Source organism: Streptomyces sp. NPDC098101, assembly GCF_044760185.1.
Classification (GTDB): domain Bacteria; phylum Actinomycetota; class Actinomycetes; order Streptomycetales; family Streptomycetaceae; genus Streptomyces.
Window position 1 is genome coordinate 1247228 of record NZ_JBIWAS010000002.1, and the last position, 24669, is coordinate 1271896.

The window sequence follows — 24669 nt, forward strand, 5'->3', positions numbered from 1 at the left end:
GCAGATCTGGTGGCGTGCGCTCATCGTCCCGCCTCCTGCGTCGTGTTGAGGATGTTGACGCCCCGGAAGAGGGCGGAGGGGCAGCCGTGGGAGACCGCGGCGACCTGGCCCGGCTGGGCCTTGCCGCAGTTGAAGGCGCCGCCGAGCACGTACGTCTGCGGGCCGCCGACCTGCTCCATCGAGCCCCAGAAGTCCGTGGTCGTCGCCTGGTACGCGACGTCCCGCAGCTGCCCGGCCAGCCGCCCGTTCTCGATGCGGAAGAAGCGCTGCCCGGTGAACTGGAAGTTGTACCGCTGCATGTCGATCGACCAGGACCGGTCGCCGACCACGTAGATCCCGCGCTCCACGCCCCCGATCAGGTCCTCCGTCGACAGGCCGCCCGGGTCCGGCCGGAGCGAGACGTTCGCCATCCGCTGCACCGGCACGTGCGCGGGGGAGTCCGCGAAGGCGCAGCCGTTCGACCGGCCGAGGCCGGTGAGCTTCGCGATCCGCCGGTCCAGCTGGTAGCCGACGAGCGTGCCGTCCTTCACCAGGTCCCAGGACTGCGCCTCGACGCCCTCGTCGTCGTAGCCGATGGTCGCGAGCCCGTGCTCGGCGGTCCGGTCGCCCGTCACGTTCATGACCGAGGAGCCGTACGTCAGCTTGTTCAGCTGGTCGAAGGTGGCGAAGGAGGTGCCCGCGTAGGCCGCCTCGTAGCCGAGCGCCCGGTCCAGCTCGGTGGCGTGCCCGATCGACTCGTGGATGGTCAGCCACAGGTTCGACGGATCCACGACCAGGTCGTACCGCCCGGCCTCGACGCTCGGCGCCCGCATCTTCTCGGCCAGCAGCGCCGGGATCTCGTCCAGCTCCTTGTCCCAGTCCCAGCCCGTGCCGGTCAGGTACTCCCAGCCGCGCCCGACCGGCGGCGCGATCGTCCGCATCGAGTCGAACTCACCGGTCGTCCCGTCCACGGCCACCGCCGTGAGCTGCGGGTGCAGCCGCACGCGCTGCTGGGTGGTCACGGTGCCGGCCGTGTCCGCGTAGAACTTGTTCTCGTGGATGGTGAGCAGCGAGGCGTCCACGTGCGCCACGCCCTCCGCCCGCAGCAGCCGCGCGCTCCAGTCGGCGAGCAGGGCGCTCTTCTCCTCAGAGGGCACGGAGAAGGGGTCGATCTCGTACGAGGAGATCCACACCTTGTCCTCGTGCACCGGCTCCGCCGCCAGCTCCACGCGCTCCTCGGAGCCGGCCGCCGCGATCACCTTCGCGGACAGCTTGGCCATGGCGACCGCCTGCGAGGCGACCCTGGCCGCCCCGTCCATGGTCAGGTCGACCCCGGAGGCGAACCCCCAGGCCCCGCCGTGCACCACCCGCACCGCGTAGCCGAGGTCCGTGGTGTCGGAGGATCCGGACGGTTTGGCGTCGCGCAGCCGCCACGCGGCGCTGCGCACCCGCTCCAGGCGGAAGTCGGCGTGCTCGGCACCCAGCGCGCGCGCTCGGGCGAGCGCGGCGTCGGCGAGTGCCCGAAGGGGCAGCGCGACGAACGAAGGGTCGATCTGATGGCCCACGAGCGGCCTCGCTCTCGGTGATCGGAAGACGGTCACGGAACTGCCCGGGAAGTCAATCACGGGAGGGGCGGTCGGGGCGGCGCATTGCCGTGCGCCCTCGGCGGAACCGGACCCAACCGGCCACCGCACAGCGGGCCTTGGGGTGACGACACAAGGCGCTCCGGTACTCGCAGGGCCGCCCGGCCGCGTACGGGCCGCGCTTCCCGGCCGGCGGTCCGGCGGCCGGAGGACGGGCTCCCCCGCCCCGGACCACGCCTCTCGCGCCCCCGGACGGCACCCCGCGCGGGCCCGGTCGCGGGCCGCCGGGCGGCCGCCCTCCGGAGCCCCCGGGCTGTAGGGACCCGACAGAGCGGCCCTTACGCCACTGTCGGAGGTCGATTCCTCATGTCGGGAGCGATGCAGATAGGTTTTCGGCTACCAGACCGCTATCGAAAGGGTGATCCGTTGAGCCGCTCGGTTCTCGTCACCGGAGGAAACCGGGGCATCGGCCTCGCCATCGCCCGCGCGTTCGCCGAGGCCGGCGACAAGGTCGCCTTCACGTACCGCTCCGGCGAGCCGCCGGCCGCACTGGCCGAGCTGGGCTGCCTGGCCGTGAAGTGCGACATCACCGACGGCGAGCAGGTGGAGCAGGCGTACAAGGAGATCGAGGAGAAGCACGGTCCGGTGGAGGTCCTCGTGGCCAACGCCGGCGTGACGAAGGACCAGCTCCTCATGCGCATGTCCGAGGAGGACTTCACCTCCGTCGTCGACACCAACCTCACCGGCACCTTCCGGGTCGTCAAGCGGGCCAACCGCGGGATGCTGCGCGCCAAGAAGGGCCGCGTCGTCCTGATCTCCTCGGTCGTCGGCCTGCTGGGCTCCGCGGGCCAGGCCAACTACGCCGCCTCCAAGGCCGGTCTGGTGGGCTTCGCCCGCTCCCTCGCGCGCGAGCTGGGCTCCCGCAACATCACCTTCAACGTCGTCGCCCCCGGCTTCGTCGACACCGACATGACCGCGGTGCTCACCGACGAGCAGCGCGCGGGCATCGTGTCCCAGGTGCCGCTGGGCCGCTACGCGCAGCCCGAGGAGATCGCCGCCGCGGTGCGGTTCCTCGCCTCCGACGACGCCGCGTACATCACTGGAGCCGTCATCCCGGTTGACGGCGGATTGGGCATGGGTCACTGATCACCATGAGTGGAATCCTCGAGGGCAAGCGCATCCTCATCACCGGTGTGCTGATGGAGTCCTCCATCGCCTTCCACGCCGCGAAGCTGGCCCAGGAGCAGGGCGCGGAGATCATCCTCACCGCCTGGCCCCGGCCGACCCTGACCGAGCGCATCGCCAAGAAGCTGCCCCGGCCCGAGGACGTCAAGGTCCTGGAGCTCGACGTCTCCAACGACGAGCACCTCGCGCGCCTGGAGGGCCAGGTCCGCGAGCACCTCGGCGACCGCCTCGACGGCGTCGTGCACTCCATCGGCTTCGCCCCGCAGGACGCGCTCGGCGGCAACTTCCTCAACACGCCGTTCGAGTCCGTCGCCACCGCCATGCACGTCTCGGCCTTCTCCCTGAAGTCCCTGACGATGGCGCTGCTGCCGCTGATGAGCGAGGGCGGCTCCGTCGTCGGCCTCACCTTCGACGCGAAGTTCGCCTGGCCGCAGTACGACTGGATGGGCCCGGCCAAGGCCGCCCTGGAGGCCACCAGCCGCTACATCGCCCGTGACCTGGGCAAGCAGAACATCCGCTGCAACCTGATCTCGGCGGGCCCGCTCGGTTCCATGGCCGCCAAGTCCATCCCGGGCTTCGGCGAGCTCGCCTCCGTCTGGGACAGCCGCTCCCCGCTGGAGTGGGACCTCACCGACCCGGAGCCGGCCGGCCGCGGCATCGTCGCGCTGCTCTCCGACTGGTTCCCGAAGACGACCGGCGAGATCGTCCACGTCGACGGCGGTCTGCACGCGATCGGCGCCTGACGCCTTCCGTACGGACTCCAGGGCCGTGTGCCCGCCCTCCGGGGCGGTGCGCACGGCCCTTCGCCGTCTCCCCGGCCACGGGCTCCCGAACGCCGTAATCGAACACTCGACTCGAAAAGTAGCCCGAACGACCCCAGACTGGTGCGGAGCGTGAAGGTCTGCTGCTGACGGGGAGGAGGTACGGACATGCGCGTGATACGCCAGGGATTCGGGGCGTTCGCCTCGGTCGCCGTGCTGCTGACCGGGGTCGCCCTCGCCGCCGAGGTGCGCGCGGCGCCCGCCCCGGCCGAGGAACCCGCCGCTCCCGCGGCCGGTGAGCCGGAGAACTTCGGCGCCTCCTGCCGCACCGACGTCGAGGGCTCCCGCGTCACCGCCCACTGCCAGAACCCCTACCCGCGCACCGACCGGGTCCGCCTCCACGTCGAGTGCGAGCAGTGGTGGGACGTGGACACCGACAGCGCCCCCGTGGACGTCGGCCCCGCCGACTACGCCCAGCTCACCGGCCGCTGCTGGAAGGAGGTCCGGTCCGCCTGGATCACCCACCAGCCGGCGGACCCGGAACCCGCGCCGGGCTCATCGGGCCCCTGAGCCCGGTACGGCGTCCGGCGCCGGGCTCCGCAGGCACATGAAGGGGTAGCCGGCCGCCTCCGCACCGGCCCGCTCGGCGTCGCCGTCCCGGATCGCGTCCACCAGGCGCGCGTGGTCCATGTGGTTCTCCGGCCGCAGCTCCTGCCCCACGTCGTCCCGCAGCCACTGCCGCAGCAGATCGCCCAGGTCCGCGTACAGCTCCGTCAGCACCTCGTTGCCCGAGGCGGCGACGACCGCGTGGTGGAAGGCCGCGTCGGCCGTCACGAACCGCTCCGCGTCCCCCGTCCCCCACGCCTCCTCGCGCCGTACGAGCAGGGCGTCGAGCTGCTTCAGGTCCCGCTCCGTGCGCCGCTCCGCCGCGAACCGCGCGGCGGCGGACTCCAGGGTCGAGCGCAGCTCGGCGACGTGCCGGGGGTCGGAGCCGGCGAAGCGCCGGTGCATGACGCCCGCCAGCTCGCTGGTGGCCGCCACGTACGTCCCGGAGCCCTGCCGGATGTCGAGCAGCCCGTTGTGCGCGAGCGCGCGGACCGCCTCGCGCACCGTGTTCCGGGCCACGCCCAGCTGCTCGACCAGCTCGGGCTCGGTCGGGATGCGCGAGCCCACCGGCCACTCGCCGGAGGTGATCTGGTTCCGCAGCTCGGCGATCACCTGGTCGGAGAGACCTGCGCGCCGGGGATGGCCGAGGGCCATGGGGGACCTTCCCATTCGTTCGGGGGCTTCGTTCGGGGCTTGCTTCGGGGCTTGCTTCGGGACGTTCGAGATTGGACAACCAATCATCCCATGATTCTATGATGACCTCATGCCTGACGAGCCGAAGACCCTCGACCCCGCCGCACGACCGGCCGCCACCGCCGGGGATTCTCCCGCACCGGACCGCGCCCGCCCCGCCGGTACGGCGTCCCCGGCCGCCCCGGCCCTTCCGGCCCGCCGGTTCCTCGTCCCGGTCACCGTCGGACTCGTCCTGGCCGCGCTCAACCTGCGCCCCGCCATCACCAGCCTCGGCGCCCTCCTCGAAGAGGTCAGCGAGGGACTCCACATGAGCGGCAGCGTCGCCGGCGTCCTCACCTCCGTGCCGCCGCTCTGCTTCGCGGTCTTCGGCATCACCGCCCCGCGCCTCGCCCGCCGCTTCGGCCCCGCCGCCGTCGTCTGCGCGGGCATGGCCGCGATCTTCACCGGCCTCCTCCTGCGGCCCCTCGCCGGCGGCACCGCCGGCTTCCTCGCCGCCAGCGCCCTCGCCCTCATGGGCATCGCCGTCAGCAACGTCCTGATGCCCGTCATCGTCAAGCGGTACTTCCCCGACCGCGTCGGCACCATGACCGGCCTGTACTCCATGGCGCTCGCCCTCGGCACTTCCGTCGCCGCCGCCGCGACCGTCCCCCTGACCGACGCGCTCGGCGGGGACTGGCGCCTCGGCCTCGGCGTCTGGGCGGCCCTCGCCGCCCTCGCCGTCCTGCCCTGGCTCCCGCTCCTGCGCGACCGCGACCGCGACTCCCGTACAAAGGTCGGCCCTTCCTCTACGAAGACCGGCTCTTCCCGCACGGAGACCGGCTCTTCCCGCACGGAGGCGAAGGCGCCGGCCGCCGCGCCGCGCGTCACCCGCAGCCGCACCGCCTGGGCCCTCGGCGCCTTCTTCGGCCTCCAGGCCACCGGCGCCTACATCACCATGGGCTGGATGCCGCAGATCTTCCGCGACGCCGGGGTCCCCGCCTCCACCGCGGGCGTGCTCCTCGCCGTCACCATGGTCATGGGCGTCCCGCTCGCCTTCGTCATCCCCCGGCTCGCCACCCGCATGAAGACCCAGGGCCCGATCGTCGTCGCCCTCGCCCTGTGCGGCCTCGGCGGCTACACCGGCCTCCTCCTCGCCCCGGCCGCCGGAGCCTGGGTCTGGGCGGTGCTGCTCGGCGTCTCCAACTGCGCCTTCCCGCTCGCCCTCACCATGATCGGAATGCGCTCGCGCACCGGCGCCGGAGTCGTCCGCCTCTCCGCCTTCGCCCAGAGCGTCGGCTACCTCATCTCTATCCCCGGCCCCCTCCTCGTCGGCGTGCTCTACCAGCACAGCGGCGGCTGGGGACTGCCCATCGCGCTCATGGGCGGGCTGATGGTGCCTCAGATGATCGTCGGAATCCTGGCGGGCAGGGACCGGACGGTCGAGGACGAATGCTGAGGTGCGAGACTGTTCCCATGCCAGTCCTCGAACCCAATCCGCCGAACGGCCAGAAGAAGCTGCTCGCCGTCTTCGGCGCGATGATCGCCATCACCGTCGTCATCGGAGTCATCGCCTCCATCGCCGCCCCGTGACCCTCCGGCGGGAGGCCGGTCCCCGGCAGGGGGGTTAGCCCCCGCATCCCCTAGGGGGCGGGTCTCAGGGTCGAGTGGGTGGATCACCGGATGGGCCGCCGCCCCCGCGCTCCGTACGGTGGAGTCGACGGCGAAAGCGGAGACCCACCCACCCCGGAGGCGGCCATGTCGGTCCGTACGCGCAGCGGCAGCGGAACCACGGCGACCGGCGTCGACACCCGGCTGTCCTGGTGGGCCCTCGCCCTCCCGGCGGCCGCGTTCGTCGCCCTCCTGCTGCTCATGACCGGGCCGGGAGAGGCCCACGCGACCGGGGGAGACCCGACGGTCGGACGGTTCCTGGAGCAGGTCAGGCAAACGCTGACTCTCTGAGTCGGAGCGGCCCTTTTCGTGCGAAGCTGTGGACCATGAGCGTCGATACACCCCGCAGGATCGTGCTGCTCCGGCACGCGAAGGCAGACTGGCCCCAGGTGTCCGACCACGAGCGCCCCCTCGCCGAACGAGGCCGCTCGGACGCCCCCGTCGCGGGCCGCAAGCTCGCCGAGACCGGCATCGGCTTCGACCTGGCCCTCTGCTCGACCGCCGTCAGAACCCGCGAGACCTGGAAGCTCGCCGTGCAGGAACTGCCGGAGCGCCCCAGGACCGTGTACGAGGACCGGCTGTACGAGGCCTCGCTCGGCGAACTCATCGCCCTGCTCAACGACGTCCCGGACGAGGTCTCCGACCTCCTGGTCATCGGCCACAACCCCGGGATGCACGCCCTCGCCGACGCCCTCGCGGGCCGGGCCGAGGGCGACACCGCGACCCGGATGAACCGCAGCGGCTTCCCCACCTCCGCCTTCGCCGTCCTCACCTTCGACGGCACCTGGAAGTCGGTGGAGCACGGCGTCGGCAGCCTCGTCGACTTCTGGACCCCGCACGACTGACGGGTCCCCACGACTGACGGACCCCCACGACTGACGGCCCCGCACGCTGACGGGCCGCGTGATCGACGGGCCCGCGCCCCTTCCCGTACGCACGAGGGCCCGGCCGTCCCCAGGACGGCCGGGCCCTCCTCGCCGTGAAGGCCGGTCCACGGCTCAGTGCAGCAGGTCCTCGCCGCCGTCCGCCGCCTCGACCTCTTCGCGCGTGATCCCGAGCAGATAGAGCACGGTGTCCAGGAACGGCACGTTCACCGCCGTGTCGGCCGCCCTGCGCACCACCGGCTTGGCGTTGAACGCCACCCCGAGCCCGGCCGCGTTCAGCATGTCCAGGTCGTTGGCCCCGTCGCCGATCGCCACGGTCTGCGCCAGCGGCACCCCCGCCTCCGTGGCGAACCGGCGCAGCAGCCGCGCCTTGCCCGCCCGGTCCACGATCTCCCCGGTGACCCGCCCGGTGAGCTTCCCGTCCACGATCTCCAGGGTGTTGGCCGAGGCGAAGTCGAGCCCCAGCCGCTCCTTCAGGTCGTCGGTGACCTGGGTGAACCCGCCGGAGACCACGCCCACCTGGTAGCCGAGCCGCTTGAGCGTACGGATCAGGGTCCGGGCCCCGGGCGTCAGCCGCACCTCGGCGCGCACCTTGTCCACCACCGAGGCGTCGAGACCGGCGAGCAGCGCCACCCGCGCGTGCAGGGACTGCTCGAAGTCCAGCTCGCCGCGCATCGCGGCCTCCGTCACCTCGGCGACCTTGTCCTCGCAGCCCGCGTGCGCCGCGAAGAGCTCGATCACCTCGTCCTGGATCAGGGTCGAGTCCACGTCCATGACGACCAGCCGCTGGGCGCGCCGGTGCAGACCGGCGGAGACCACGGCCACGTCGACCCCGATGGTGTGCGCCTCGACCGCGAGCGCGGTCCGCAGCGGCTCGGTCTCGCAGCCCGAGACCGCGAACTCGACCGCCGTCACCGGGTACTTCGCGAGGCGGAAGACCCGGTCGATGTTGCCGCCGGTCTCCGCGATCCTGGCCGCTATGGCCGCCGTCTGCTCCGCCGTGAGCGGGTTGCCGAGCACGGTGACGTGCGAGCGCCCCTCGCCCCGGGGGCGGTTGTCGCCCGTACCGGAGATGATCTCGGCCTGGAGCTTCAGCGACTCGGCCCAGCTGTGCACGGTCGCCCGGAGCTCGCCCTGCGAGGCGACGGTCGGCTCGGTGACGAGCGCGCACAGGACGAGCCGGCCGCGCGAGACGACCTGCTCGATGTCCACGACGTCGACGGAGTAGGCGGCGAGGGTGTCGAAGAGTCCCGCGGTGATCCCGGGGCGGTCCTTCCCGAAGATCTTGACGAGAAGGGTGGGAACGTCCGAGGGGGGAACGTCTGAGATCTGCGATGCGCTCATGGTGGTCCCACCGTATCGGGCACCGCGCGCCCCCCGGCCCCCCGTCCCGCGTACCGGACACCCGGGCGCCCGGGAGGCTCCTCCGGCCCCCGTCCCGCGGCCCGACTTTCGGAGAGGGGACCGGGCCTGAAATAGTTCCCCCCGGATGTTCGCCATCCCTGGACTCCCAGCGACGGGGGTACATCGGGGGACAAGTAGTGGGGCATGGAGTGCCAGAACTCGTACTGGAATTGAATGGAAGGACCTGGACCCTCGATCCGTCCAGGTCGTACACCGTGGGCCGGGACCCGCAGGGGGACCTGGTCATCGACGACGCCAGGGTCTCGTGGCGGCACGCCACGATCAGCTGGGGCGGCCGGAGCTGGGTCATCGAGGACCACGGCTCCACGAACGGCACGTTCGTCCGGGGGCAGCGGATCCACCAGATGGAGATCGGCCCCGGCTCGGCCGTCCACCTGGGCAACGCGACCGACGGCCCGCGGCTGAATCTCGCCGCCGGAGCCCAGGCCGGGCACCAGCCCCAGCAGCCGGCGCAGCAGCCCGCGCCGCACCAGCAGCCGCCGGTGGCCCAGCCCGTCCCGGCCCACCAGGCCGCCGAGCAGGCCGAGTGGCTCACCCACCAGGCACCGCCGCAGCACCAGCAGCAGCCGCAGCACCACCAGCCGCACCAGGCACCGCAGCAGCCCGGCTGGCAGCAGCCGCCGCAGGTCCCGCACCAGCAGGGGCCCGGCCAGGGTCACCCCGGCGCCGTCGCGGGGGCGTCGTCGGCCTACTCCGACCGCAGCCCCACCACGTTCCACGAGCTCTCCCTCGGCCGCGTCATGCGCATCGGCCGTGCCCTGGAGAACGAGCTGGTCGTCTCCGACCTCCAGGTCTCGCGGAACCACGCCGAGTTCCACGCGACGCCCGACGGGCGCTTCGAGATCCGCGACCTCGGCTCGCACAACGGCACGTACGTCAACGGCCAGCCGATCCCCAAGGGCGGCACGGCCCTCCTGGGCCCGCAGGACATCGTCGGCGTCGGCCACTCGACCTTCCGGATCGTCGGCGGCCAGCTGGAAGAGTTCGTCGACACCGGCTCGGTCTCCTTCTCGGCCCGCCACCTCACGGTCACCGTCGACGGCGGCAAGCAGATCCTCAAGGACGTCACCTTCGGCGTCCCGGAGAAGTCGCTGATCGGCGTCATCGGCCCGTCCGGCTCCGGCAAGTCCACGCTCCTCAAGGCGCTGACCGGCTACCGCCCGGCCAACGAGGGCGACGTCCTCTACGACAACCGGAGCCTCTACAAGCAGTTCGCCGAGCTGCGCCAGCGCATCGGTCTGGTCCCGCAGGACGACATCCTGCACAAGGAGCTGACCGTCCAGAAGGCGCTGCGCTACGCGGCCAAGCTCCGCTTCCCCGGCGACACCGCGACCGCCGAGCGCGAGGCCCGCATCGACGAGGTGCTGCGCGAGCTCAAGCTCGACATCCACAAGGAGAAGAAGGTCACCTCCCTCTCCGGTGGCCAGCGCAAGCGCGTCTCCGTCGCCCTGGAGCTCCTCACCAAGCCCTCGCTGATCTTCCTGGACGAGCCGACCTCCGGCCTCGACCCGGGCATGGACCGCGATGTCATGCAGCTGCTCCGCGGCCTCGCCGACGACGGCCGCACGGTCCTCGTCGTCACCCACTCGGTGGCCGAGCTGGGCCTGTGCGACAAGCTCCTGGTGATGGCGCCCGGCGGCTCGGTGGCGTACTTCGGCCCGCCGGAGGAGGCGCTGAACTTCTTCGGCTACTCCACCTGGGCCGACGTCTTCTCCGCCTTCGAGAACTACCGCGAGTACGACTGGGCGGGCCGCTGGAAGGGCTCGCAGCACTACCAGATGTACGCCGCGGACATCGACGCCGTCGCCGCCCAGCCCGTCCAGGTGCCGCAGCAGGCGATGTCCCGCCCGCCGAAGCCGCAGGGCTGGGGCTCCCAGCTGTGGACCCTGATCCGCCGGTACGTCTCGGTGATCGCGTCCGACAAGGGCTTCCTGGGCCTGATGGTGATCCTGCCGGCCGTCCTCGGCGCGGTCTCGGTCGTCATCCCGGCCGACTTCGGCCTCGGCTCGCCGACCCCGCCGTCCCGCTTCAACGGCGACGCCGGAACCATCATGCTGATCCTCGCGGTCGGCATGTGCTTCAGCGGCGCCGCCAACTCGGTCCGCGAACTGATCAAGGAACGGGTCATCTACGAACGGGAGCGCGCCACCGGCCTCTCCCGCTCCGCGTACCTGATGTCCAAGGTCATCGTCCTCGGCCTGATCACGGCCTTCCAGGGCGTCATCATCTGCGGCATCGGCTTCTCCACCCGGGCGCTGCCCGAGGAGGGCCTCTTCATGCCGCCGGCCGTCGAGCTGTGCGTCCAGGTCATCGCCCTGGGCCTCACCTCGATGATGTTCGGCCTGGTCATCTCCGCGCTGGTGAAGACCGCCGAGAAGACCATGCCGCTCCTGGTGATGTTCGCGATCGTCCAGGTCGTCTTCACCGGCATCCTGTTCCAGGTGTACGGCTCGCCCGGCCTGGAGCAGTTCGCCTGGCTGATGCCGTCGCGCTGGGGCATCGCCGGCGCCGGCACCACCCTCGACCTGGCCCGGCTCATGCCGCCGTGGGACCCGAAGAACCCCACGGACACCGACCCCCTGTGGGAGCACACGGTCGGCCAGTGGAGCCTGGACCTCGGCGTCCAGCTCCTGATGGCCACCGTCTTCTGCGTGCTCGTGGCGCGGCTGCTGCGCCGCCACGAGCCCGAGGTCATGCGCAAGTAACCGGCCGGCGAACGCGTCCGAGGGCGGCATCCCGTGCGGGGTGCCGCCCTTCGGCGTACCGGCGCGCGATCAGTACGCGCTGTTGACGTTGTCCATCGAGCCGTAGCGGTCGGCGGCGTAGTTGCAGGCCGCGACGATGTTGGCGACCGGGTCGTACAGGTCGAACTTGGTGCCCTTGACGTGGTACCGCTCGAAGGTCGGCTGGATGACCTGGAGCAGGCCCTTCGAGGGGATGCCGTTGATGGCGTTGATGTCCCAGTTGTTGATGGCGCGCGGGTTGCCGCTGGACTCCCGGATGATGTTGCGGTGGATGCCCGCGTAGGTGCCGGGGATGTCGTGCTTGTCCATGATGAACAGCGCCTCGCGGATCCAGCCGTCGAGGTTGTTCGCGAAGACCGGGGTGCGGGTGACGGAGCGGTTGGCGGCGGCCTTCTCGGCGGCGCGCTTCGCCGCGGCGGCCTTCGCCTTGGCAGCGGCCTTCGCCTTCGCGGCGGCCTTGGCCTGGGCGGCGGCCTTGGCCTTCGCGGCCTTGGCCTCGGCGGCGGCCTTCGCCTGGGCGGCGAGGTTCGCCTTGGCCTTGGCCTCCTGCTGGGCCTGGAGGCCGAGGGCGGTCTGCTGCTCGTTGAGACTGGCGGCCAGCGCCTTGGCCTGGGTGCTGTTCGCGTTGTAGGACCACGCGACCTTCTGAGTACCGGAAAGAGCCTGCGGCTCGGTCTCGGTGGAACCGTTGCCGGGGACCAGGGAGAGCGTGAGGGCCGCGGCGCCCAGAGCGGCGACGCCGGCGATCGTGGCCTTGTGGGTCTTCTTCAGACCACGACGACTGTGGCCAGGGGTGTTCGCAGACATGCAGGACTACCTCTTCGAATCGCTGGGGGTCGCTCCGGCCGGGGGCGGCACACGCCTCACTCGGCGGCGACGGATGCAATTCTTAGCGGCAGCAAAATCTGCTGGCAAAGGTGTGACGTACGAAGCCGGGTAGTGGATCGGGGGGTCGGGGACGGGTCGTCAGCTGTCCTCTGTGCCCGTTTTTCTCCGTCCTTATCCGACCTTAAGGTGTCCACTAAGGAGCTTCGTAAGTGACGTGGGTCCTATGCGGCGCCTCACACGGGGTCGGCCCCGAACTCACCCCGCGTTGCGTCAGCAATGCGCACAGTGAGCCGTCTCCTCCGGAAGGAGGAGGTGGACGTCCCCGAACTCGTGCCAGAGATAGCGGTCCCTCACCGCCGCGGCGTACGCGCTCCGCAGCGCCGCCCGCCCGGCGACCGCCTCCAGCATCAGCAGGTGCGAGGCCTCCGGCTCGTGCAGCCCGGTGAGCAGCCCGTCCACGACCCGCACGCCCCGCGCGGGCGTCACGACCAGACCGGTCCACCCCCGGGCACCCCGCACCGCTCCACCGGACGCGGCCGACTCCAGCGCCCGCACCACCGTCGTCCCCACCGCGACGACCCGCCCGCCGCCCGCCCGCACCGCGTTCACCAGGGCCGCCGTCGCCTCCGGGACCTCGAAGCGCTCCGGGTACGGCGGCTCGTGCGCCTCCGCCGACGCCACCCCCGTGTGCAGGGAGAGCGGGGCGATCCGCACGCCCCGGGCCTCCAGCTCCGCCACCAGCTCCGGAGTGAAGGGCCGCCCCGCGCTCGGCATCTCCGCCGAGCCCGCGCCGTCGGGGGAGGGGCGCGCGAAGACCGTCTGGTACGCGGACAGCGGCTGGTCCCGCTCCGTGTACCCGTACCGGATCGGCCGCCCGTACTCCCCGAGCAGCCCCGGCACGTCCCCGGACGCCCGCGCCCACCACAGCCGCCCGCTCCCCGGCGTCAGCGGCCCCGCCAGGACCAGCCGCTCCCCTCCCGGCAGCCGTACGACCGCCCCCGGGGGACCGCCCGCACGCGGGCGCGTACTGCCCGACGGCTCCGGCGACCGCAGCTCCACCGCCCACCGCCCGTCGTCGCCCCGCGTCGAGAAGTGCACCACCACCGGCTCCCCGCCCGGCTCGGGCCCGAGCCGCCCGTCCACCGCCGCCGCCAGCGTCGGCGACGTGTTGACGACGAGCACGTCCCCGGCCCGCAGCAGCGACGGCAGCTCCCGGAAGGCGTGGTGCGACACCGCCGCGCCCCGCGACACCAGCAGCCGTACGCCGTCCCGGCCGCGCCCCGCCCCCCGCTGCTCGGCCGGCACCCGCGCCGACAACTCCTCCGGCACGCGCAGCCCCTCCAGCCCGCCCACCACCGGAATCACCGGACCACCTCCACGGAGGCCGAGCCTGAACCCGAGTCCGAGTCCGAGCCCGGAGCCGAGCCCGAATCCGCAGCTGCGCCCGCGCCCGAAGACGCCCCCGCCGGAGCCGAGTCCGTTCCCGGAGCCGAGTCCGCTTCCGAAGGCGACCCCGCGCCCGTGCTCGGGCCCGAAGGCGAACCCGACCCCGAACCCGACCCCGCATCCGAAGCCGAAGGCGCCACCCCGTACCGTCCACTCGCCGGACGCCCGTCGAGCAGGGCCAGGAAGCCCGGCACCACGGTCTCCGGGGCCGGCCGCCCCCCGGCCCCCTCCGGCTCCGCCGCCGCGTACAGGTCCGTCTCCATGTCGCCCGGATCCACCGCCCACACCCGCAGCCCCGGCTCCTCCACCGCGAGCACCGCCGCCAAGTGGTCCACCGCCGCCTTCGACGCCCCGTACCCGCCCCACGTCCCGTACGCCTCCACCGCCGCGTCCGAGCTGACCACCACCACCGTCCCCGCCCCGCTCTCCCGCAGCGGCGCCAGCCCCTCCCGCACGAGACCGAGCACCGCCACCACGTTCGTCTCCAGGGCCTCCCGCAGGCCCTCCAGCGACTGCTCCTCCAGGCGCACCAGCGGGGCCGCGCCCAGCGCGCTCGCGTTGTTCACCAGCAGGTCGAGCCCGCCGAGCCCCCGCGCCGCCGCCACCAGCTCCCGCCGGTGCGCCGCGTCCCGGACGTCCCCGGGCAGCGCCACCACCCGCGTCCCGTGCGCCGCGCGGACCGCCGCCGCGGCCTCCTCGAGGACCTCCGCCGTCCGGGCGTCGAGCACGAGGTCCCAGCCCCGTCCCGCCAGCGCGTGGGCCAGCGCCCGGCCCAGCCCCTTCGACGCCCCCGTCACGATCGCGACAGCCATGACGACCACACCTTCCCGTGCCTCCGGTCGGACCCCTACGGCTCCACCCTCCGGCGCGGCCCCCGCCCGCCGCCTCGTCCCCGCGCCCGGACCGCCGGGGGCACTTCGACCTAGGTCCCGGGACCCGCCCCGGCCTCGTCCCCGGACGGATACGGACGGTCACGCCCCGCCGGTACGGTGAACACATGAGCCATCGACCCAGCTCCGGCCTCGCCGCCGTGAGCACCGCGCTCCTGGCGATGAGCCGCCACCTGGAGGTCCGCGACGTCCTCAAGACGATCGTGGCCTCGGCCCGCGAGCTCCTCGACGCCGAGTACGCGGCCCTGGGCGTCCCCGACGACCACGGCGGCTTCGCCCAGTTCGTGGTCGACGGCGTCAGCGACGAGCAGTGGCGGGCGATCGGCCCGCTGCCCCGCCAGCACGGCATCCTCGCCTCGATGCTCCACAAGGCCGAGCCCGAGCGGCTCGCCGACGTCCGCAAGGACCCCCGTTTCGAGGGCTGGCCCGACGCCCACCCCGAGATGTCCGACTTCATCGGCCTGCCCGTCCGGGACGGCGACGAGACCCTCGGCGCCCTCTTCCTCGCCAACAAGCGCTGCCCCAAGGAGGACGGCCGCTGCGGCTTCACCGCCGACGACGAGGCCCTGCTCGCGATCCTCGCCCAGCACGCGGCCATCGCCCTCACCAACGCCCGCCTGTACGAGCGCAGCCGCGAGCTCACCATCGTCGAGGAGCGCTCCCGCCTGGCCCACGAGCTGCACGACGCCGTCAGCCAGAAGCTGTTCTCGCTCCGGCTGACCGCCCAGGCCGCCGCCGCCCTCGTCGACCGCGACCCGGCCCGCGCCAAGGGCGAGCTCCAGCAGGTCGCCGCGCTCGCCGCCGAGGCCGCCGACGAACTGCGCGCCGCCGTCGTCGAGCTGCGCCCCGCCGCCCTCGACGAGGACGGCCTCGTCCACACCCTCCGCACCCAGATCCAGGTCCTGGACCGCGCCCACTCCGCCCGGGTCACCTTCGAGAGCCCGGGCACCCGCGCCCTGCCGGCCGCCCAGGAGGAGGCCGTCCTCCGGGTCGCCCAGGAGGCCCTGCACAACGCCCTGCGGCACGCCGACGCGGAACTGGTCCGGGTCTCCCTCGTCCGCAGCGGCCAGGGCGCCCGGCTCACCGTCACCGACGACGGCAAGGGCTTCGACCCGCGTACGGTCCGCAGCGCCGGACGCCACCTCGGCCTGGTCTCCATGCGGGACCGGGCGGGCGGCGTCGGCGGACGGCTCACCGTGACCTCGGCCCCGGGCGAGGGCACCACGATCGAGATGGAGGTTCCCGGTGGCTGACAAGCCGATCCGCGTCCTGCTGGTCGACGACCACCAGGTCGTCCGCCGAGGCCTGCGCACCTTCCTGGAGGTGCAGGACGACATAGAGGTCGTGGGGGAGGCCTCCGACGGCGACGAGGGCGTCGCCCGCGCCGAGGAGCTCCGCCCCGACGTCGTCCTCATGGACGTGAAGATGCCCGGTACGGACGGGATCGAGGCCCTGAAGCGGCTCCGCGAGCTCGCCAACCCCGCCAGGGTCCTGATCGTCACCAGCTTCACCGAGCAGCGCACGGTCGTCCCCGCGCTTCGCGCCGGCGCCTCCGGATACGTCTACAAGGACATCGACCCCGACGCCCTGGCCGGCGCGATCCGCTCCGTCCACGCCGGACACGTCCTGCTCCAGCCCGAGGTCGCCGGCGCGCTCCTCTCCCCGGACGACTCCCACGGCGGTACGGGCCGGGGCCCGTCCCTCACGGAACGCGAGCGGGAGGTCCTGGGCCTGATCGCGGACGGGCGCTCCAACCGCGAGATCGCCCGCGCCCTCGTCCTCTCCGAGAAGACGGTCAAGACGCACGTATCGAACATCCTGATGAAGCTCGACCTCGCGGACCGCACCCAGGCGGCCCTCTGGGCGGTCCGCCACGGCCTCACCCGCTGACGCGCCCCCGTCGCGCGCCGGGCGCACGACCGTTCACCCCTTCATACCGTCGTGTGTACGTCCCCCGTTCGGCGCAACCTCCCGGGCGGCGGGGCGTTCTCCAGGGCGTGCTGCGGCGGACCGGCCGCAGCGACGACCAGGAGGAATCACCAAGTGAACAAGTTCAAGAAGGCCGCCGCCCTCACCATGGTCGCCGGTGGCATCGTCGCCGCCGGTGCGGGCGTCGCCTCCGCCGACGCGGGCGCCGAGGCCGCGGCCGTCCACTCCCCGGGTGTCGCCTCCGGCAACGCGGTGCAGGTCCCAGTCCACGTCCCCGTGAACGTCTCCGGCAACACGGTCAACGTGATCGGCCTGCTCAACCCGGCCTTCGGCAACGGCGCCGTCAACGACTGACCCGCCACCGAACCCCCGGCCCCGGACGATCCCCCCGGGGCCGGGGGTTTCCCTTGTCCCCACCGCCGCCGCAGCACCAGGCCCACGACGACCACAGCAGCCGCCCCGCCCCAGGCGGAGACCTCAGAACCCCCGCTCCCGCTCCCTCTCCTCCACGTACGCGTTGTACGCGGCGACCTGAGCCCGCCGTGCCACCCGCTCCACCGGCCGCAGCGCCTCCCCCCGTGCCGTCATCTCCGAGGCGCTGACCGCGCCCCCGTGGCCGTGGTCGTACGCCAGGTCCACGAGGAGGCCGATCCGCTGGGCCAGCTCCAGGACCCGGACCGCGCGCGGCGGATAACCGGGGGCCAGGACCTCGCGGCCCACCTCCGACCGGGCCCGGTACGCCTCACGTGCCGCGTCCGCCGCCGGGCCCGAGGCCGCCACGTCCAGCCGGGTCAGCACCGCCGTCGCGTCCCGCAGCGCCTCCGCCAGCTCCCGCTCCGCCTCGCCGAGCGACGGCACGTCCGCCGGCGGCGCCTCCCGCACCGCGAGACAGCGCCACACCACCTCCACGTGCACGTCCCCCGCCGGACCCGCCTCCGAGACCTCCGGCACGAGACCGTACGGCGCGCCGAAGCCCACCACCGCCTCCTCCGCCTCCAACGCGCGCGCGTTGAAGTCCGGCGGCCCGCTCAGCCCCAGCGGATGCCCCGGCGCCGGCAGCGCCACCCGCCACCCGGTCACCCCGAGCCGCCGCAGCCGCCCCAGGGCCAGCGTCAGCCCCACCGGCCCCGCCTCACCCGGCAGCCCCTCCACGCGGTGCACCGCGTCCTCCCCGACAATGGCGAGCGCCGCCTCGTCCGGCGACACCTCCCCGGCCAGCAGGGCATTGCCCCAGGCGGCCAGACGTCCTGAGCGTGGTTCCGAAAACATCCCCCCAGACTAAGGACCCGGGGGAAACACCAGGGCCTGTCCGGCCCGCTCCGGCGATAACGTAGGTTTTCCCCTGGACGCCGCGCCCGCCGGCGCAAGGCGACGACACTCGACCCCAAGGGGAGACAACGCGCTCATGAGCGATGTACTGGAGCTGGTGGACGTATCCGTGGTCCGCGACGGACGGGCTCTGGTGGACGACGTCTCCTGGTCGGTCAAGGAGGGCGAACGCTGGGTGATCCTCGGCCCCAACGGCGCCGGCAAGACCACCCTCCTGAACGTCGCCTCCAGCTACCTCTTCCCCACCAAGGGCACCGCCCGCATCCTGGGCGAGCAGCTCGGCGGCGTCGGCACCGACGTCTTCGAGCTCCGCCCCCGCATCGGCATGGCCGGCATCGCCATGGCGGAGAAGCTCCCCAAGCGCCAGACCGTCCTCCAGACCGTCCTCACCGCCGCGTACGGCATGACCGCCACCTGGAACGAGGACTACGACCCGGTCGACGAGGACCGCGCCAAGGCCTTCCTCGACCGCCTCGGCATGAACGACTACCTGGACCGCAGGTTCGGGACGCTCTCCGAGGGCGAGCGCAAGCGCACCCTGATCGCCCGCGCGATGATGACCGACCCCGAGCTCCTCCTCCTCGACGAGCCCGCCGCCGGCCTCGACCTCGGCGGCCGCGAGGACCTGGTCCGCCGCCTCGGCCGCCTCGCCCGCGACCCGTACGCCCCCTCCATGATCATGGTCACCCACCACGTCGAGGAGATCGCCCCCGGCTTCACCCACGTCCTGATGATCCGTCAGGGCAAGGTCCTCGCCGCCGGCCCCGTCGAGACCGAGCTCACCTCCCGCAACCTCTCGCTCTGTTTCGGCCTCCCGCTCGTCGTCGAGCGACTGGAGGACCGCTGGACCGCCCGGGGCCTGCCGCTCAAGTGACCGGCCGGGCGCCGTGACCGCACGGCACCGCGCCCTGTCCCGGAGGCGCCCCACCGCCCTACCATGACCACGTGGACATCGACGCGTGGGTGTGGTGGCTGATCGTCGCGGTGGGGCTCGGCATTCCCCTGGTCCTCACCGCGATGCCGGAGTTCGGCATGTTCTCCGTGGGAGCGGTCGCGGGAGCGGTGACCGCCGCCCTCGGCTTCGGCATCGTTCCCCAAGTACTCGTCTTCGTCGTCGTCTCCGTGGCGCTGATCGCGGTGGTACGCCCCCTCGCCGCCCGCCACAGGGGCGACGGCCCCGGACTCTCCAGCGGGGTCGACGCCCTGAGGGGACGTCAGGCCGTCGTCCTGGAACGGATCGACGGCACCGGCGGGGGCCGCATCAAACTCGCCGGAGAGATCTGGTCCGCCCGCGCGCTCGACGCCGGACAGACCTTCGAACCGGGCGAACAGGTCGACGTCGTCGAGATCGACGGTGCCACCGCCGTGGTCATGTGACCGAACCCCGCCCATGACGTTCCGGCGTCTGCGAGACTCGATCATCGAAAGCAAACCGGCAGTCAACCGGCAGCGAAGGGCACGGGGAACACGATGTCAGCAGTCATCATCGTCCTGATCATTCTGGTGGTGCTCGTCTTCATCGCCCTGATCAAGACGATCCAGGTCATCCCGCAGGCGAGCGCGGCGATCGTGGAGCGCTTCGGCCGCTACACCCGCACCCTCAACGCGGGACTGAACATCGTCGTCCCGTTCATCGACTCGATCCGCAACAGGATCGACCTCCGCGAACAGGTCGTCCCCTTCCCGCCGCAGCCGGTCATCACCCAGGACAACCTGGTCGTGAACATCGACACGGTCATCTACTACCAGGTCACCGACGCCCGGGCCGCCACCTACGAGGTCGCCAGCTACATCCAGGCCATCGAGCAGCTCACCGTCACCACCCTCCGCAACATCATCGGCGGCATGGACCTGGAGCGGACCCTCACCTCCCGCGAGGAGATCAACGCGGCCCTGCGCGGCGTCCTCGACGAGGCCACCGGCAAGTGGGGCATCCGCGTCAACCGCGTCGAGCTCAAGGCGATCGAGCCCCCGACCTCCATCCAGGACTCGATGGAGAAGCAGATGCGCGCCGAGCGCGACAAGCGCGCCGCGATCCTCACCGCCGAGGGCACCCGCCAGTCCGCGATCCTCACCGCCGAGGGCGAGAAGCAGTCACAGATCCTCCGCGCCGAGGGCGAGGCCAAGGCCGCCGCACTGCGCGCCGAGGGCGAGGCCCAGGCCGTCCGCACGGTCTTCGAGGCCATCCACGCCGGCGACCCCGACCAGAAGCTCCTCTCGTACCAGTACCTCCAGATGCTCCCGAAGATCGCCGAGGGCGACGCCAACAAGCTCTGGATCGTGCCCAGCGAGATCGGCGACGCCCTCAAGGGCCTCTCCGGCGCCTTCGGCAACATCGGCGGCGGCGCCCCCGGCTTCAACACCAAGACCGGCGCGCCCGAAAGGCGAGACGAACCGCCGGTTGACTGACACGTACACGTAATTCTCGTGCATGATCGGTGCGAGCCCCTCGACCCCGGCGGTCCCGGAGCGGGGAGGCGACTCACCGACCTTGTAAGGAGAAGGCGTTGTCCCTCTGGGAAGCCCTGGCGGTCTTCGCCGCCGGCATCGGCGCCGGCACCATCAACACGATCGTGGGATCGGGAACGCTGATCACGTTCCCGGTCCTCCTCGCGACCGGCCTGCCACCGATCACCGCCAACGTCTCCAACGCCCTCGGCCTCGTCCCCGGCTCCATCAGCGGGGCCATCGGCTACCGCCGCGAACTCAAGGGCCAGAGGAAGCGCGTCCTCCGCCTCGGCGCCGCCGCCCTCGTCGGCGGCCTCGTCGGCGCGATCCTGCTCCTCGCCCTGCCGTCCGACGCCTTCGACGCGATCGTCCCCGTCCTCATCGGACTCGCCCTCGTCCTGGTCCTCCTCCAGCCCCGCATCGCGGCCGCCGTCAAGCGCCGGCGCGAACGGACCGGATCCGAGGCCCACCCCGACGGCGGCCCCGCCCTCCTCACGGGCCTCCTCCTCGCCAGCATGTACGGCGGGTACTTCGGCGCCGCCCAGGGCGTGCTCTACCTCTCCCTCATGGGCCTGCTGCTCCACGACGACCTCCAGCGGATCAACGCCGTCAAGAACATCCTCGGAGCCCTCGTCAACGGCGTCGCCGCCGTCTTCTTCCTCTTCGTCGCCGACTTCGACTGGACGGCCGTCCTGCTCATCGCCGTCGGCTCCACGATCGGCGGCCAGCTCGGCGCCAAGGTCGGCCGCAGGCTCCCGCCCACGGTCCTGCGCGGAGTGATCATCGCCGTCGGCGTCGTCGCCATCCTCCAGCTGACCCTCAAGTGACGCGGAAGGGCCCGCCTCCCCCGGGGGAGACGGGCCCTCGCATACGGAACGGATCCGCGGGTACGCGGACTACGCGGCCGACTTCGCCAGCCACTCCGGCAGCGCGGACCGCTCGCTCGCCCGCATCGCGAGCAGCATCGCGTCCGCCGGGGTCGGCTCGAACGGCTGGTGCAGCAGCGGCATCCCCGCCTGCTCCGGCGTCCGGTCCGCCTTGCGGTGATTGTCCTCGGCGCAGGACGCCACCGTGTTCAGCCAGGTGTCCTTGCCGCCCTGGGCGCGCGGCACGACGTGGTCGACGGTCGTCGCCCGTCTCCCGCAGTACGCGCACCGGTGCTGGTCCCGGACCAGCACCCCCCGTCTCGACCACGGAGCCTGTCTTCGGAAGGGCACCCGTACGTATCTGCAGAGTCTGATCACCCGGGGCACCGGCAGATCGACGGCGGCACCGCGCACCCGCAGCTCGGGATGGGCCTGCTCGACGACGGCCTTGGCCTGCAGCACGAGCACCACCGCACGGTGCAGAGTGACCGTCGAAAGCGGCTCGAAGCTCGCGTTGAGTACCAGCGTGTCCCGCATGTTGCCCACCTCCCGTATGCCGGCCCGCCCCCCTGGCGGGCTTGGATCAACGATGGCCGGGCCGGCCGGGTCGGACAACGCAATTTCTCGCGAAACAAAAGGTGCCCGCTTCTGATCTCTCCAAGACCAGAAGCGGGCAAACAACAAACGAACGATCAGCCTGCCGCGGGAGCCGCGTACTCACCGACCAACTGGGCGCGGCCCAGCGTGTGGAACCGCAGGTTGAACCCGACCACCGCCGGCGAGGCGTCGGCGTCCGGTCCCAGCTTCTCGCTGTCCACCGCGTACACCGTGAAGACGTAACGGTGCGCCGGGTCCCCCTCCGGGGGAGCCGCACCGCCGAACTCCTTCGCGCCGTAGTCGTTCCGGGCGTGCACGGCACCGGCCGGCAGCCCCTCGAACGCACCCGACCCGGCACCGGCCGGCAGCTCCGTCACCGACGCCGGGATGTCGAACACCACCCAGTGCCAGAACCCGCTGCCCGTCGGGGCGTCCGGGTCGAAGCAGGTGACGGCGAAGCTCTTGGTCTCCGCGGGGAACCCCTCCCAGCGCAGCTGCGGAGAGGTGTTCCCCTCCGCGTACACCTGAGCGTCCTTCAGGACCCCGCCCGGCGCGATGTCGTCGCTCACCACGGTGAACGCCGCCACCGGCGGATGGAAGTCGTGGGGGAGCGGCGCCCTCTTGCCCTCGGACACGTAGAAACCCTCCGTATCGCCCGTCGCCGCCTCGGCGGTCCCGCCTCGACGGCCTTGCGCACCCGAGCCTAGAGCCAGTTGCGACGGCCGCCGACCTCGGCGAGCCACTGGTTCAGGTAAGCCGCCCAATCGGTGGTGTGGAAGTCGTGCAGGCCCACCGTGAAGGACCGGAAGGAGTCGCTGCCCTCGGTGAACAGACCCGGCTTCTTGTCCATCTCCAGGACGACGTCCATCTCGCGGTCGTCGGCGACGAAGCTGACCTCGACCTGGTTCAGACCGCGGTACTGCTGCGGCGCGAAGAACTCGATCTCCTGGTAGAAGGGCAGCTTCTGCCGCGTCCCCCGGATGTGCCCCCGCTCCATGTCCGCGCTCTTGAAGCGGAAGCCCAGCTGGAGGAAGGCGTCCAGGATCGCCTGCTGCGCCGGCAGCGGGTGCACGTTGATCGGGTCCAGGTCACCGGAGTCCACGGCGCGCGCGATCTCCAGCTCCGTGGTCACGCCGATGTTCATGCCGCGCAGCTGCTGCCCGGACACGGCCGTGACCGGCGTCTCCCACGGGATCTCCAGCCCGAACGGCACCACGTGCACCGCACCGGCCTGCACCTGGAAGGCCCCGCCGAGGCGCACCTTCACGAACTCGATGTCCTGCTTGTGCTCCTGGTCGCCGCCCTCGACCTCCACGCGCGCCTGGAGCCCGACGGACAGCCCCTCGATCTGCTGGTCGACGCTCCCGCCCTGGATCCGCACCTCGCCCTGGACGACCCCGCCCGGGACCACGTTCTCCTCGGTGAGCACCGTCTCCACGGTGGCCCCACCGGCACCCAGGCTCGCGAGCAGCTTCTTGAATCCCATGGCCTTCACTCCTTCTAGTCCTGACCCCTACATACGCGCGAAGACGGTAACCGGTTCCGCGCCGGCACCCCCACTACGCTCGGACGCCATGAACGAGAGCCCCGACCGTACGCCGCTCCCGCGGTCCTTCTTCGACCGCCCCGTCCTGGAGGTGGCCCCCGACCTCCTCGGGCGCATCCTCGTTCGCACCACGGAGGAAGGACGGATCGAGCTGCGCCTCACGGAGGTGGAGGCGTACGCCGGAGCGATCGACCCGGGCTCGCACGCCTTCCGGGGACGGACGGCGCGCAACGCCGTCATGTTCGGCCCGCCCGGACACGCGTACGTGTACTTCACCTACGGCATGTGGCACTGCCTGAACCTGGTGTGCGGCCCCGAGGGCAGCGCGAGCGGGGTCCTGCTGCGCGCGGGGGAGATCGTGAGCGGCGCCGAGCAGGCCCGCCCCCGGCGCCGCTCGGCCCGCAACGACGAGGAGCTGGCCAAGGGCCCGGCCCGCCTGGCCACCGCCCTCGACGTGGCACTCTCCCTGAACGGTGAGGACGCCTGCGCCGGCCCGGACGCCCCGCTCGCCGTCCTCACCGGCACCCCGCCGGCCCCGGCCCTGATCCGCAGCGGCCCCCGCACGGGCGTCGGCGGCGAGGGCGCCCCGCACCCCTGGCGCTTCTGGATCGAGGGCGACCGGACGGTGAGCCCGTACCGCGCCCACACCCCCCGCAAGAGGCGCCTTGACTCCGGTCGGGGAAGTGCGTAATGTGGCCCGAGCCGCTGGATCAGGGCCTGCTTGTTCAAGCACCCCCGTAGCGGCCATCCACTACTCAAGAAGATTCCCCCGGCGGGGGCGTATTTCGGCGTGCCGTAATGCGTTTCGAATGACTCGATTATGAGTCACCGAGGAAATCGGCTAACGTAGTGACCACGCCGGAAGGGCCCGGAGCGAAAGCGAATGGGACCGGAAAGCACCGAGGAAATCGGATCGGAAAGATCTGATAGAGTCGGAAACGCAAGACCGAAGGGAAAAGCCCGGAGGAAAGCCCGCGAGGGTGAGTACGAAGGAAGCGTCCGTTCCTTGAGAACTCAACAGCGTGCCAAAAATCAACGCCAGATTAGTTGATACCCCGTCCGACCGGATCTCCGGTTGGTCGAGGTTCCTTTGAAAAAGTCCACCCCCCTGGGGTGGCACACACAGCGAGGACGCTGTGAACCACTCGTCTTATTCCGACGGGTGGTTCCGCTCAACGCGAGTGTCGCACCCGATTACGGGTCAACATTCACGGAGAGTTTGATCCTGGCTCAGGACGAACGCTGGCGGCGTGCTTAACACATGCAAGTCGAACGATGAAGCC

General features: G+C 71.9%; 25 protein-coding genes, 1 rRNA gene and 1 pseudogene. 17 read left to right on the top strand and 10 right to left on the bottom strand.

The genetic code is table 11. From position 1 onward, the window contains the following. Nucleotides 1-20 precede the first annotated feature (20 nt). A complete protein-coding gene (locus ACIQVI_RS12660) occupies nt 21-1544 on the bottom strand; it encodes a TldD/PmbA family protein (protein ID WP_403594443.1) in 1524 nt (507 codons plus the stop codon). 444 nt (nt 1545-1988) lie between these two features. Between ACIQVI_RS12660 and fabG the strand changes: the two genes are divergently transcribed. From fabG to ACIQVI_RS12675, 3 genes are all read left to right on the top strand, one after another. After that, the gene (fabG, locus tag ACIQVI_RS12665) at nt 1989-2708 is read left to right on the top strand and encodes a 3-oxoacyl-[acyl-carrier-protein] reductase (RefSeq protein ID WP_053642135.1); all 720 of its coding nucleotides are present in this window, start codon (nt 1989-1991) and stop codon (nt 2706-2708) included. Between the two features lie 5 nt (nt 2709-2713). Beyond that, complete coding sequence (gene fabI, locus ACIQVI_RS12670; RefSeq protein WP_351973817.1) at nt 2714-3490, top strand: enoyl-ACP reductase FabI; 777 nt, start codon at nt 2714-2716, stop codon at nt 3488-3490. Nucleotides 3491-3676: 186 nt separating this feature from the next. Next, on the top strand, nt 3677-4078 hold the full coding sequence (locus tag ACIQVI_RS12675; RefSeq protein ID WP_403594446.1) for a hypothetical protein: 402 nt from the start codon (nt 3677-3679) through the stop codon (nt 4076-4078). Here ACIQVI_RS12675 and ACIQVI_RS12680 read toward each other — a convergent pair. Then, on the bottom strand, nt 4064-4768 hold the full coding sequence (locus ACIQVI_RS12680) for a FadR/GntR family transcriptional regulator (RefSeq protein WP_161373850.1): 705 nt from the start codon (nt 4766-4768) through the stop codon (nt 4064-4066). The genes ACIQVI_RS12675 and ACIQVI_RS12680 overlap by 15 nt on opposite strands. Nucleotides 4769-4877: 109 nt before the next feature. Between ACIQVI_RS12680 and ACIQVI_RS12685 the strand changes: the two genes are divergently transcribed. From ACIQVI_RS12685 to ACIQVI_RS12700, 4 genes are all read left to right on the top strand, one after another. Next, complete coding sequence (locus ACIQVI_RS12685; protein WP_403594449.1) at nt 4878-6242, top strand: CynX/NimT family MFS transporter; 1365 nt, start codon at nt 4878-4880, stop codon at nt 6240-6242. Between the two features lie 17 nt (nt 6243-6259). Further along, nucleotides 6260-6376: an SGM_5486 family transporter-associated protein gene (locus ACIQVI_RS12690; RefSeq protein WP_260321902.1), complete on the top strand. Its 117-nt coding sequence runs from the start codon at nt 6260-6262 to the stop codon at nt 6374-6376. Between the two features lie 165 nt (nt 6377-6541). Further along, nucleotides 6542-6745 (top strand): hypothetical protein, encoded by a 204-nt coding sequence (locus tag ACIQVI_RS12695; RefSeq protein ID WP_351971692.1) that lies wholly within the window; start codon nt 6542-6544, stop codon nt 6743-6745. Between the two features lie 35 nt (nt 6746-6780). Beyond that, nucleotides 6781-7299 (top strand): histidine phosphatase family protein, encoded by a 519-nt coding sequence (locus ACIQVI_RS12700; protein ID WP_351971691.1) that lies wholly within the window; start codon nt 6781-6783, stop codon nt 7297-7299. Between the two features lie 153 nt (nt 7300-7452). On the opposite strand, the gene serB is transcribed toward ACIQVI_RS12700, so the two are convergent. After that, nucleotides 7453-8682, bottom strand: coding sequence for a phosphoserine phosphatase SerB (gene serB, locus ACIQVI_RS12705; protein WP_351971690.1), 1230 nt, complete (start codon nt 8680-8682; stop codon nt 7453-7455). Between the two features lie 197 nt (nt 8683-8879). Between serB and ACIQVI_RS12710 the strand changes: the two genes are divergently transcribed. Further along, a complete protein-coding gene (locus tag ACIQVI_RS12710; protein ID WP_403594454.1) occupies nt 8880-11468 on the top strand; it encodes an FHA domain-containing protein in 2589 nt (862 codons plus the stop codon). 69 nt (nt 11469-11537) lie between these two features. Here the strand turns inward: ACIQVI_RS12710 and ACIQVI_RS12715 are convergent, their stop codons facing one another. The 3 genes and pseudogenes from ACIQVI_RS12715 to ACIQVI_RS12725 form a co-directional block, all read right to left on the bottom strand. Further along, entirely contained in the window at nt 11538-12314 is a 777-nt protein-coding gene (locus tag ACIQVI_RS12715) for a transglycosylase SLT domain-containing protein (protein ID WP_351971688.1), read from the bottom strand. Between the two features lie 291 nt (nt 12315-12605). Then, nucleotides 12606-13700 carry an S-adenosylmethionine:tRNA ribosyltransferase-isomerase gene (locus ACIQVI_RS12720; protein WP_403594457.1) on the bottom strand — a complete coding sequence of 365 codons (1095 nt, stop codon included), beginning with the start codon at nt 13698-13700 and terminating at the stop codon, nt 12606-12608. A 215-nt stretch (nt 13701-13915) separates the two neighbouring features. Next, nucleotides 13916-14593, bottom strand: a pseudogene (locus ACIQVI_RS12725) (SDR family NAD(P)-dependent oxidoreductase); the annotation flags it as partial. Between the two features lie 185 nt (nt 14594-14778). Here ACIQVI_RS12725 and ACIQVI_RS12730 point away from each other — a divergent pair. The 3 genes from ACIQVI_RS12730 (at nt 14779) to ACIQVI_RS12740 (ending at nt 16954) form a co-directional block, all read left to right on the top strand. After that, nucleotides 14779-15924 carry a GAF domain-containing sensor histidine kinase gene (locus tag ACIQVI_RS12730; RefSeq protein ID WP_351971686.1) on the top strand — a complete coding sequence of 382 codons (1146 nt, stop codon included), beginning with the start codon at nt 14779-14781 and terminating at the stop codon, nt 15922-15924. Beyond that, nucleotides 15917-16561 (top strand): response regulator transcription factor, encoded by a 645-nt coding sequence (locus ACIQVI_RS12735; RefSeq protein WP_053642148.1) that lies wholly within the window; start codon nt 15917-15919, stop codon nt 16559-16561. Before ACIQVI_RS12730 ends, ACIQVI_RS12735 begins: the two co-directional genes overlap by 8 nt. Before the next feature lie 153 nt (nt 16562-16714). Next, entirely contained in the window at nt 16715-16954 is a 240-nt protein-coding gene (locus ACIQVI_RS12740) for a chaplin (RefSeq protein ID WP_062756710.1), read from the top strand. A 123-nt stretch (nt 16955-17077) separates the two neighbouring features. Here the strand turns inward: ACIQVI_RS12740 and ACIQVI_RS12745 are convergent, their stop codons facing one another. Further along, the gene (locus ACIQVI_RS12745) at nt 17078-17869 is read right to left on the bottom strand and encodes a hypothetical protein (protein ID WP_351971685.1); all 792 of its coding nucleotides are present in this window, start codon (nt 17867-17869) and stop codon (nt 17078-17080) included. 136 nt (nt 17870-18005) lie between these two features. Between ACIQVI_RS12745 and ACIQVI_RS12750 the strand changes: the two genes are divergently transcribed. The 4 genes from ACIQVI_RS12750 to ACIQVI_RS12765 all read left to right on the top strand — a co-directional run bounded on the left by ACIQVI_RS12750 (nt 18006) and on the right by ACIQVI_RS12765 (nt 21204). Further along, entirely contained in the window at nt 18006-18803 is a 798-nt protein-coding gene (locus ACIQVI_RS12750) for an ABC transporter ATP-binding protein (protein ID WP_030204886.1), read from the top strand. Nucleotides 18804-18874: 71 nt separating this feature from the next. After that, the gene (locus ACIQVI_RS12755) at nt 18875-19306 is read left to right on the top strand and encodes an NfeD family protein (protein ID WP_351971684.1); all 432 of its coding nucleotides are present in this window, start codon (nt 18875-18877) and stop codon (nt 19304-19306) included. Between the two features lie 93 nt (nt 19307-19399). Further along, complete coding sequence (locus ACIQVI_RS12760) at nt 19400-20338, top strand: SPFH domain-containing protein (protein ID WP_351971683.1); 939 nt, start codon at nt 19400-19402, stop codon at nt 20336-20338. A gap of 98 nt (nt 20339-20436) precedes the next feature. Further along, the gene (locus ACIQVI_RS12765; protein WP_403594464.1) at nt 20437-21204 is read left to right on the top strand and encodes a sulfite exporter TauE/SafE family protein; all 768 of its coding nucleotides are present in this window, start codon (nt 20437-20439) and stop codon (nt 21202-21204) included. A gap of 69 nt (nt 21205-21273) precedes the next feature. Here ACIQVI_RS12765 and ACIQVI_RS12770 read toward each other — a convergent pair whose 3' ends face one another. From ACIQVI_RS12770 to ACIQVI_RS12780, 3 genes are all read right to left on the bottom strand, one after another. Then, on the bottom strand, nt 21274-21780 hold the full coding sequence (locus ACIQVI_RS12770; RefSeq protein WP_351971681.1) for an HNH endonuclease: 507 nt from the start codon (nt 21778-21780) through the stop codon (nt 21274-21276). Between the two features lie 155 nt (nt 21781-21935). After that, a complete protein-coding gene (locus ACIQVI_RS12775) occupies nt 21936-22475 on the bottom strand; it encodes a YbhB/YbcL family Raf kinase inhibitor-like protein (protein ID WP_161374990.1) in 540 nt (179 codons plus the stop codon). Nucleotides 22476-22543: 68 nt separating this feature from the next. Further along, nucleotides 22544-23326, bottom strand: a complete 783-nt coding sequence (locus ACIQVI_RS12780; RefSeq protein ID WP_121830404.1) for a sporulation protein — start codon at nt 23324-23326, stop codon at nt 22544-22546. A gap of 88 nt (nt 23327-23414) precedes the next feature. Here ACIQVI_RS12780 and ACIQVI_RS12785 point away from each other — a divergent pair, with 88 nt between their 5' ends. Next, complete coding sequence (locus ACIQVI_RS12785; protein WP_403594468.1) at nt 23415-24077, top strand: DNA-3-methyladenine glycosylase; 663 nt, start codon at nt 23415-23417, stop codon at nt 24075-24077. 516 nt (nt 24078-24593) lie between these two features. Continuing rightward, nucleotides 24594-24669: ribosomal RNA gene (locus ACIQVI_RS12790) — 16S ribosomal RNA — on the top strand; the annotation flags it as partial.

Excerpts from the sequence above, each read along its gene's own strand:
- fabI (WP_351973817.1), top strand. The coding sequence starts at position 2,714 with ATGAGTGGAATCCTCGAGGGCAAGCGCATCCTCATCACCGGTGTGCTG.
- ACIQVI_RS12780 (WP_121830404.1), bottom strand. The coding sequence starts at position 23,326 with ATGGGATTCAAGAAGCTGCTCGCGAGCCTGGGTGCCGGTGGGGCCACC.
- ACIQVI_RS12690 (WP_260321902.1), top strand. The coding sequence starts at position 6,260 with ATGCCAGTCCTCGAACCCAATCCGCCGAACGGCCAGAAGAAGCTGCTC.
- ACIQVI_RS12680 (WP_161373850.1), bottom strand. The coding sequence starts at position 4,768 with ATGGCCCTCGGCCATCCCCGGCGCGCAGGTCTCTCCGACCAGGTGATC.
- ACIQVI_RS12685 (WP_403594449.1), top strand. The coding sequence starts at position 4,878 with ATGCCTGACGAGCCGAAGACCCTCGACCCCGCCGCACGACCGGCCGCC.
- ACIQVI_RS12675 (WP_403594446.1), top strand. The coding sequence starts at position 3,677 with ATGCGCGTGATACGCCAGGGATTCGGGGCGTTCGCCTCGGTCGCCGTG.
- ACIQVI_RS12770 (WP_351971681.1), bottom strand. The coding sequence starts at position 21,780 with ATGCGGGACACGCTGGTACTCAACGCGAGCTTCGAGCCGCTTTCGACG.
- ACIQVI_RS12695 (WP_351971692.1), top strand. The coding sequence starts at position 6,542 with ATGTCGGTCCGTACGCGCAGCGGCAGCGGAACCACGGCGACCGGCGTC.
- ACIQVI_RS12700 (WP_351971691.1), top strand. The coding sequence starts at position 6,781 with ATGAGCGTCGATACACCCCGCAGGATCGTGCTGCTCCGGCACGCGAAG.
- serB (WP_351971690.1), bottom strand. The coding sequence starts at position 8,682 with ATGAGCGCATCGCAGATCTCAGACGTTCCCCCCTCGGACGTTCCCACC.
- ACIQVI_RS12745 (WP_351971685.1), bottom strand. The coding sequence starts at position 17,869 with ATGTTTTCGGAACCACGCTCAGGACGTCTGGCCGCCTGGGGCAATGCC.
- ACIQVI_RS12785 (WP_403594468.1), top strand. The coding sequence starts at position 23,415 with ATGAACGAGAGCCCCGACCGTACGCCGCTCCCGCGGTCCTTCTTCGAC.
- ACIQVI_RS12760 (WP_351971683.1), top strand. The coding sequence starts at position 19,400 with ATGTCAGCAGTCATCATCGTCCTGATCATTCTGGTGGTGCTCGTCTTC.
- ACIQVI_RS12730 (WP_351971686.1), top strand. The coding sequence starts at position 14,779 with ATGAGCCATCGACCCAGCTCCGGCCTCGCCGCCGTGAGCACCGCGCTC.
- ACIQVI_RS12750 (WP_030204886.1), top strand. The coding sequence starts at position 18,006 with ATGAGCGATGTACTGGAGCTGGTGGACGTATCCGTGGTCCGCGACGGA.
- ACIQVI_RS12715 (WP_351971688.1), bottom strand. The coding sequence starts at position 12,314 with ATGTCTGCGAACACCCCTGGCCACAGTCGTCGTGGTCTGAAGAAGACC.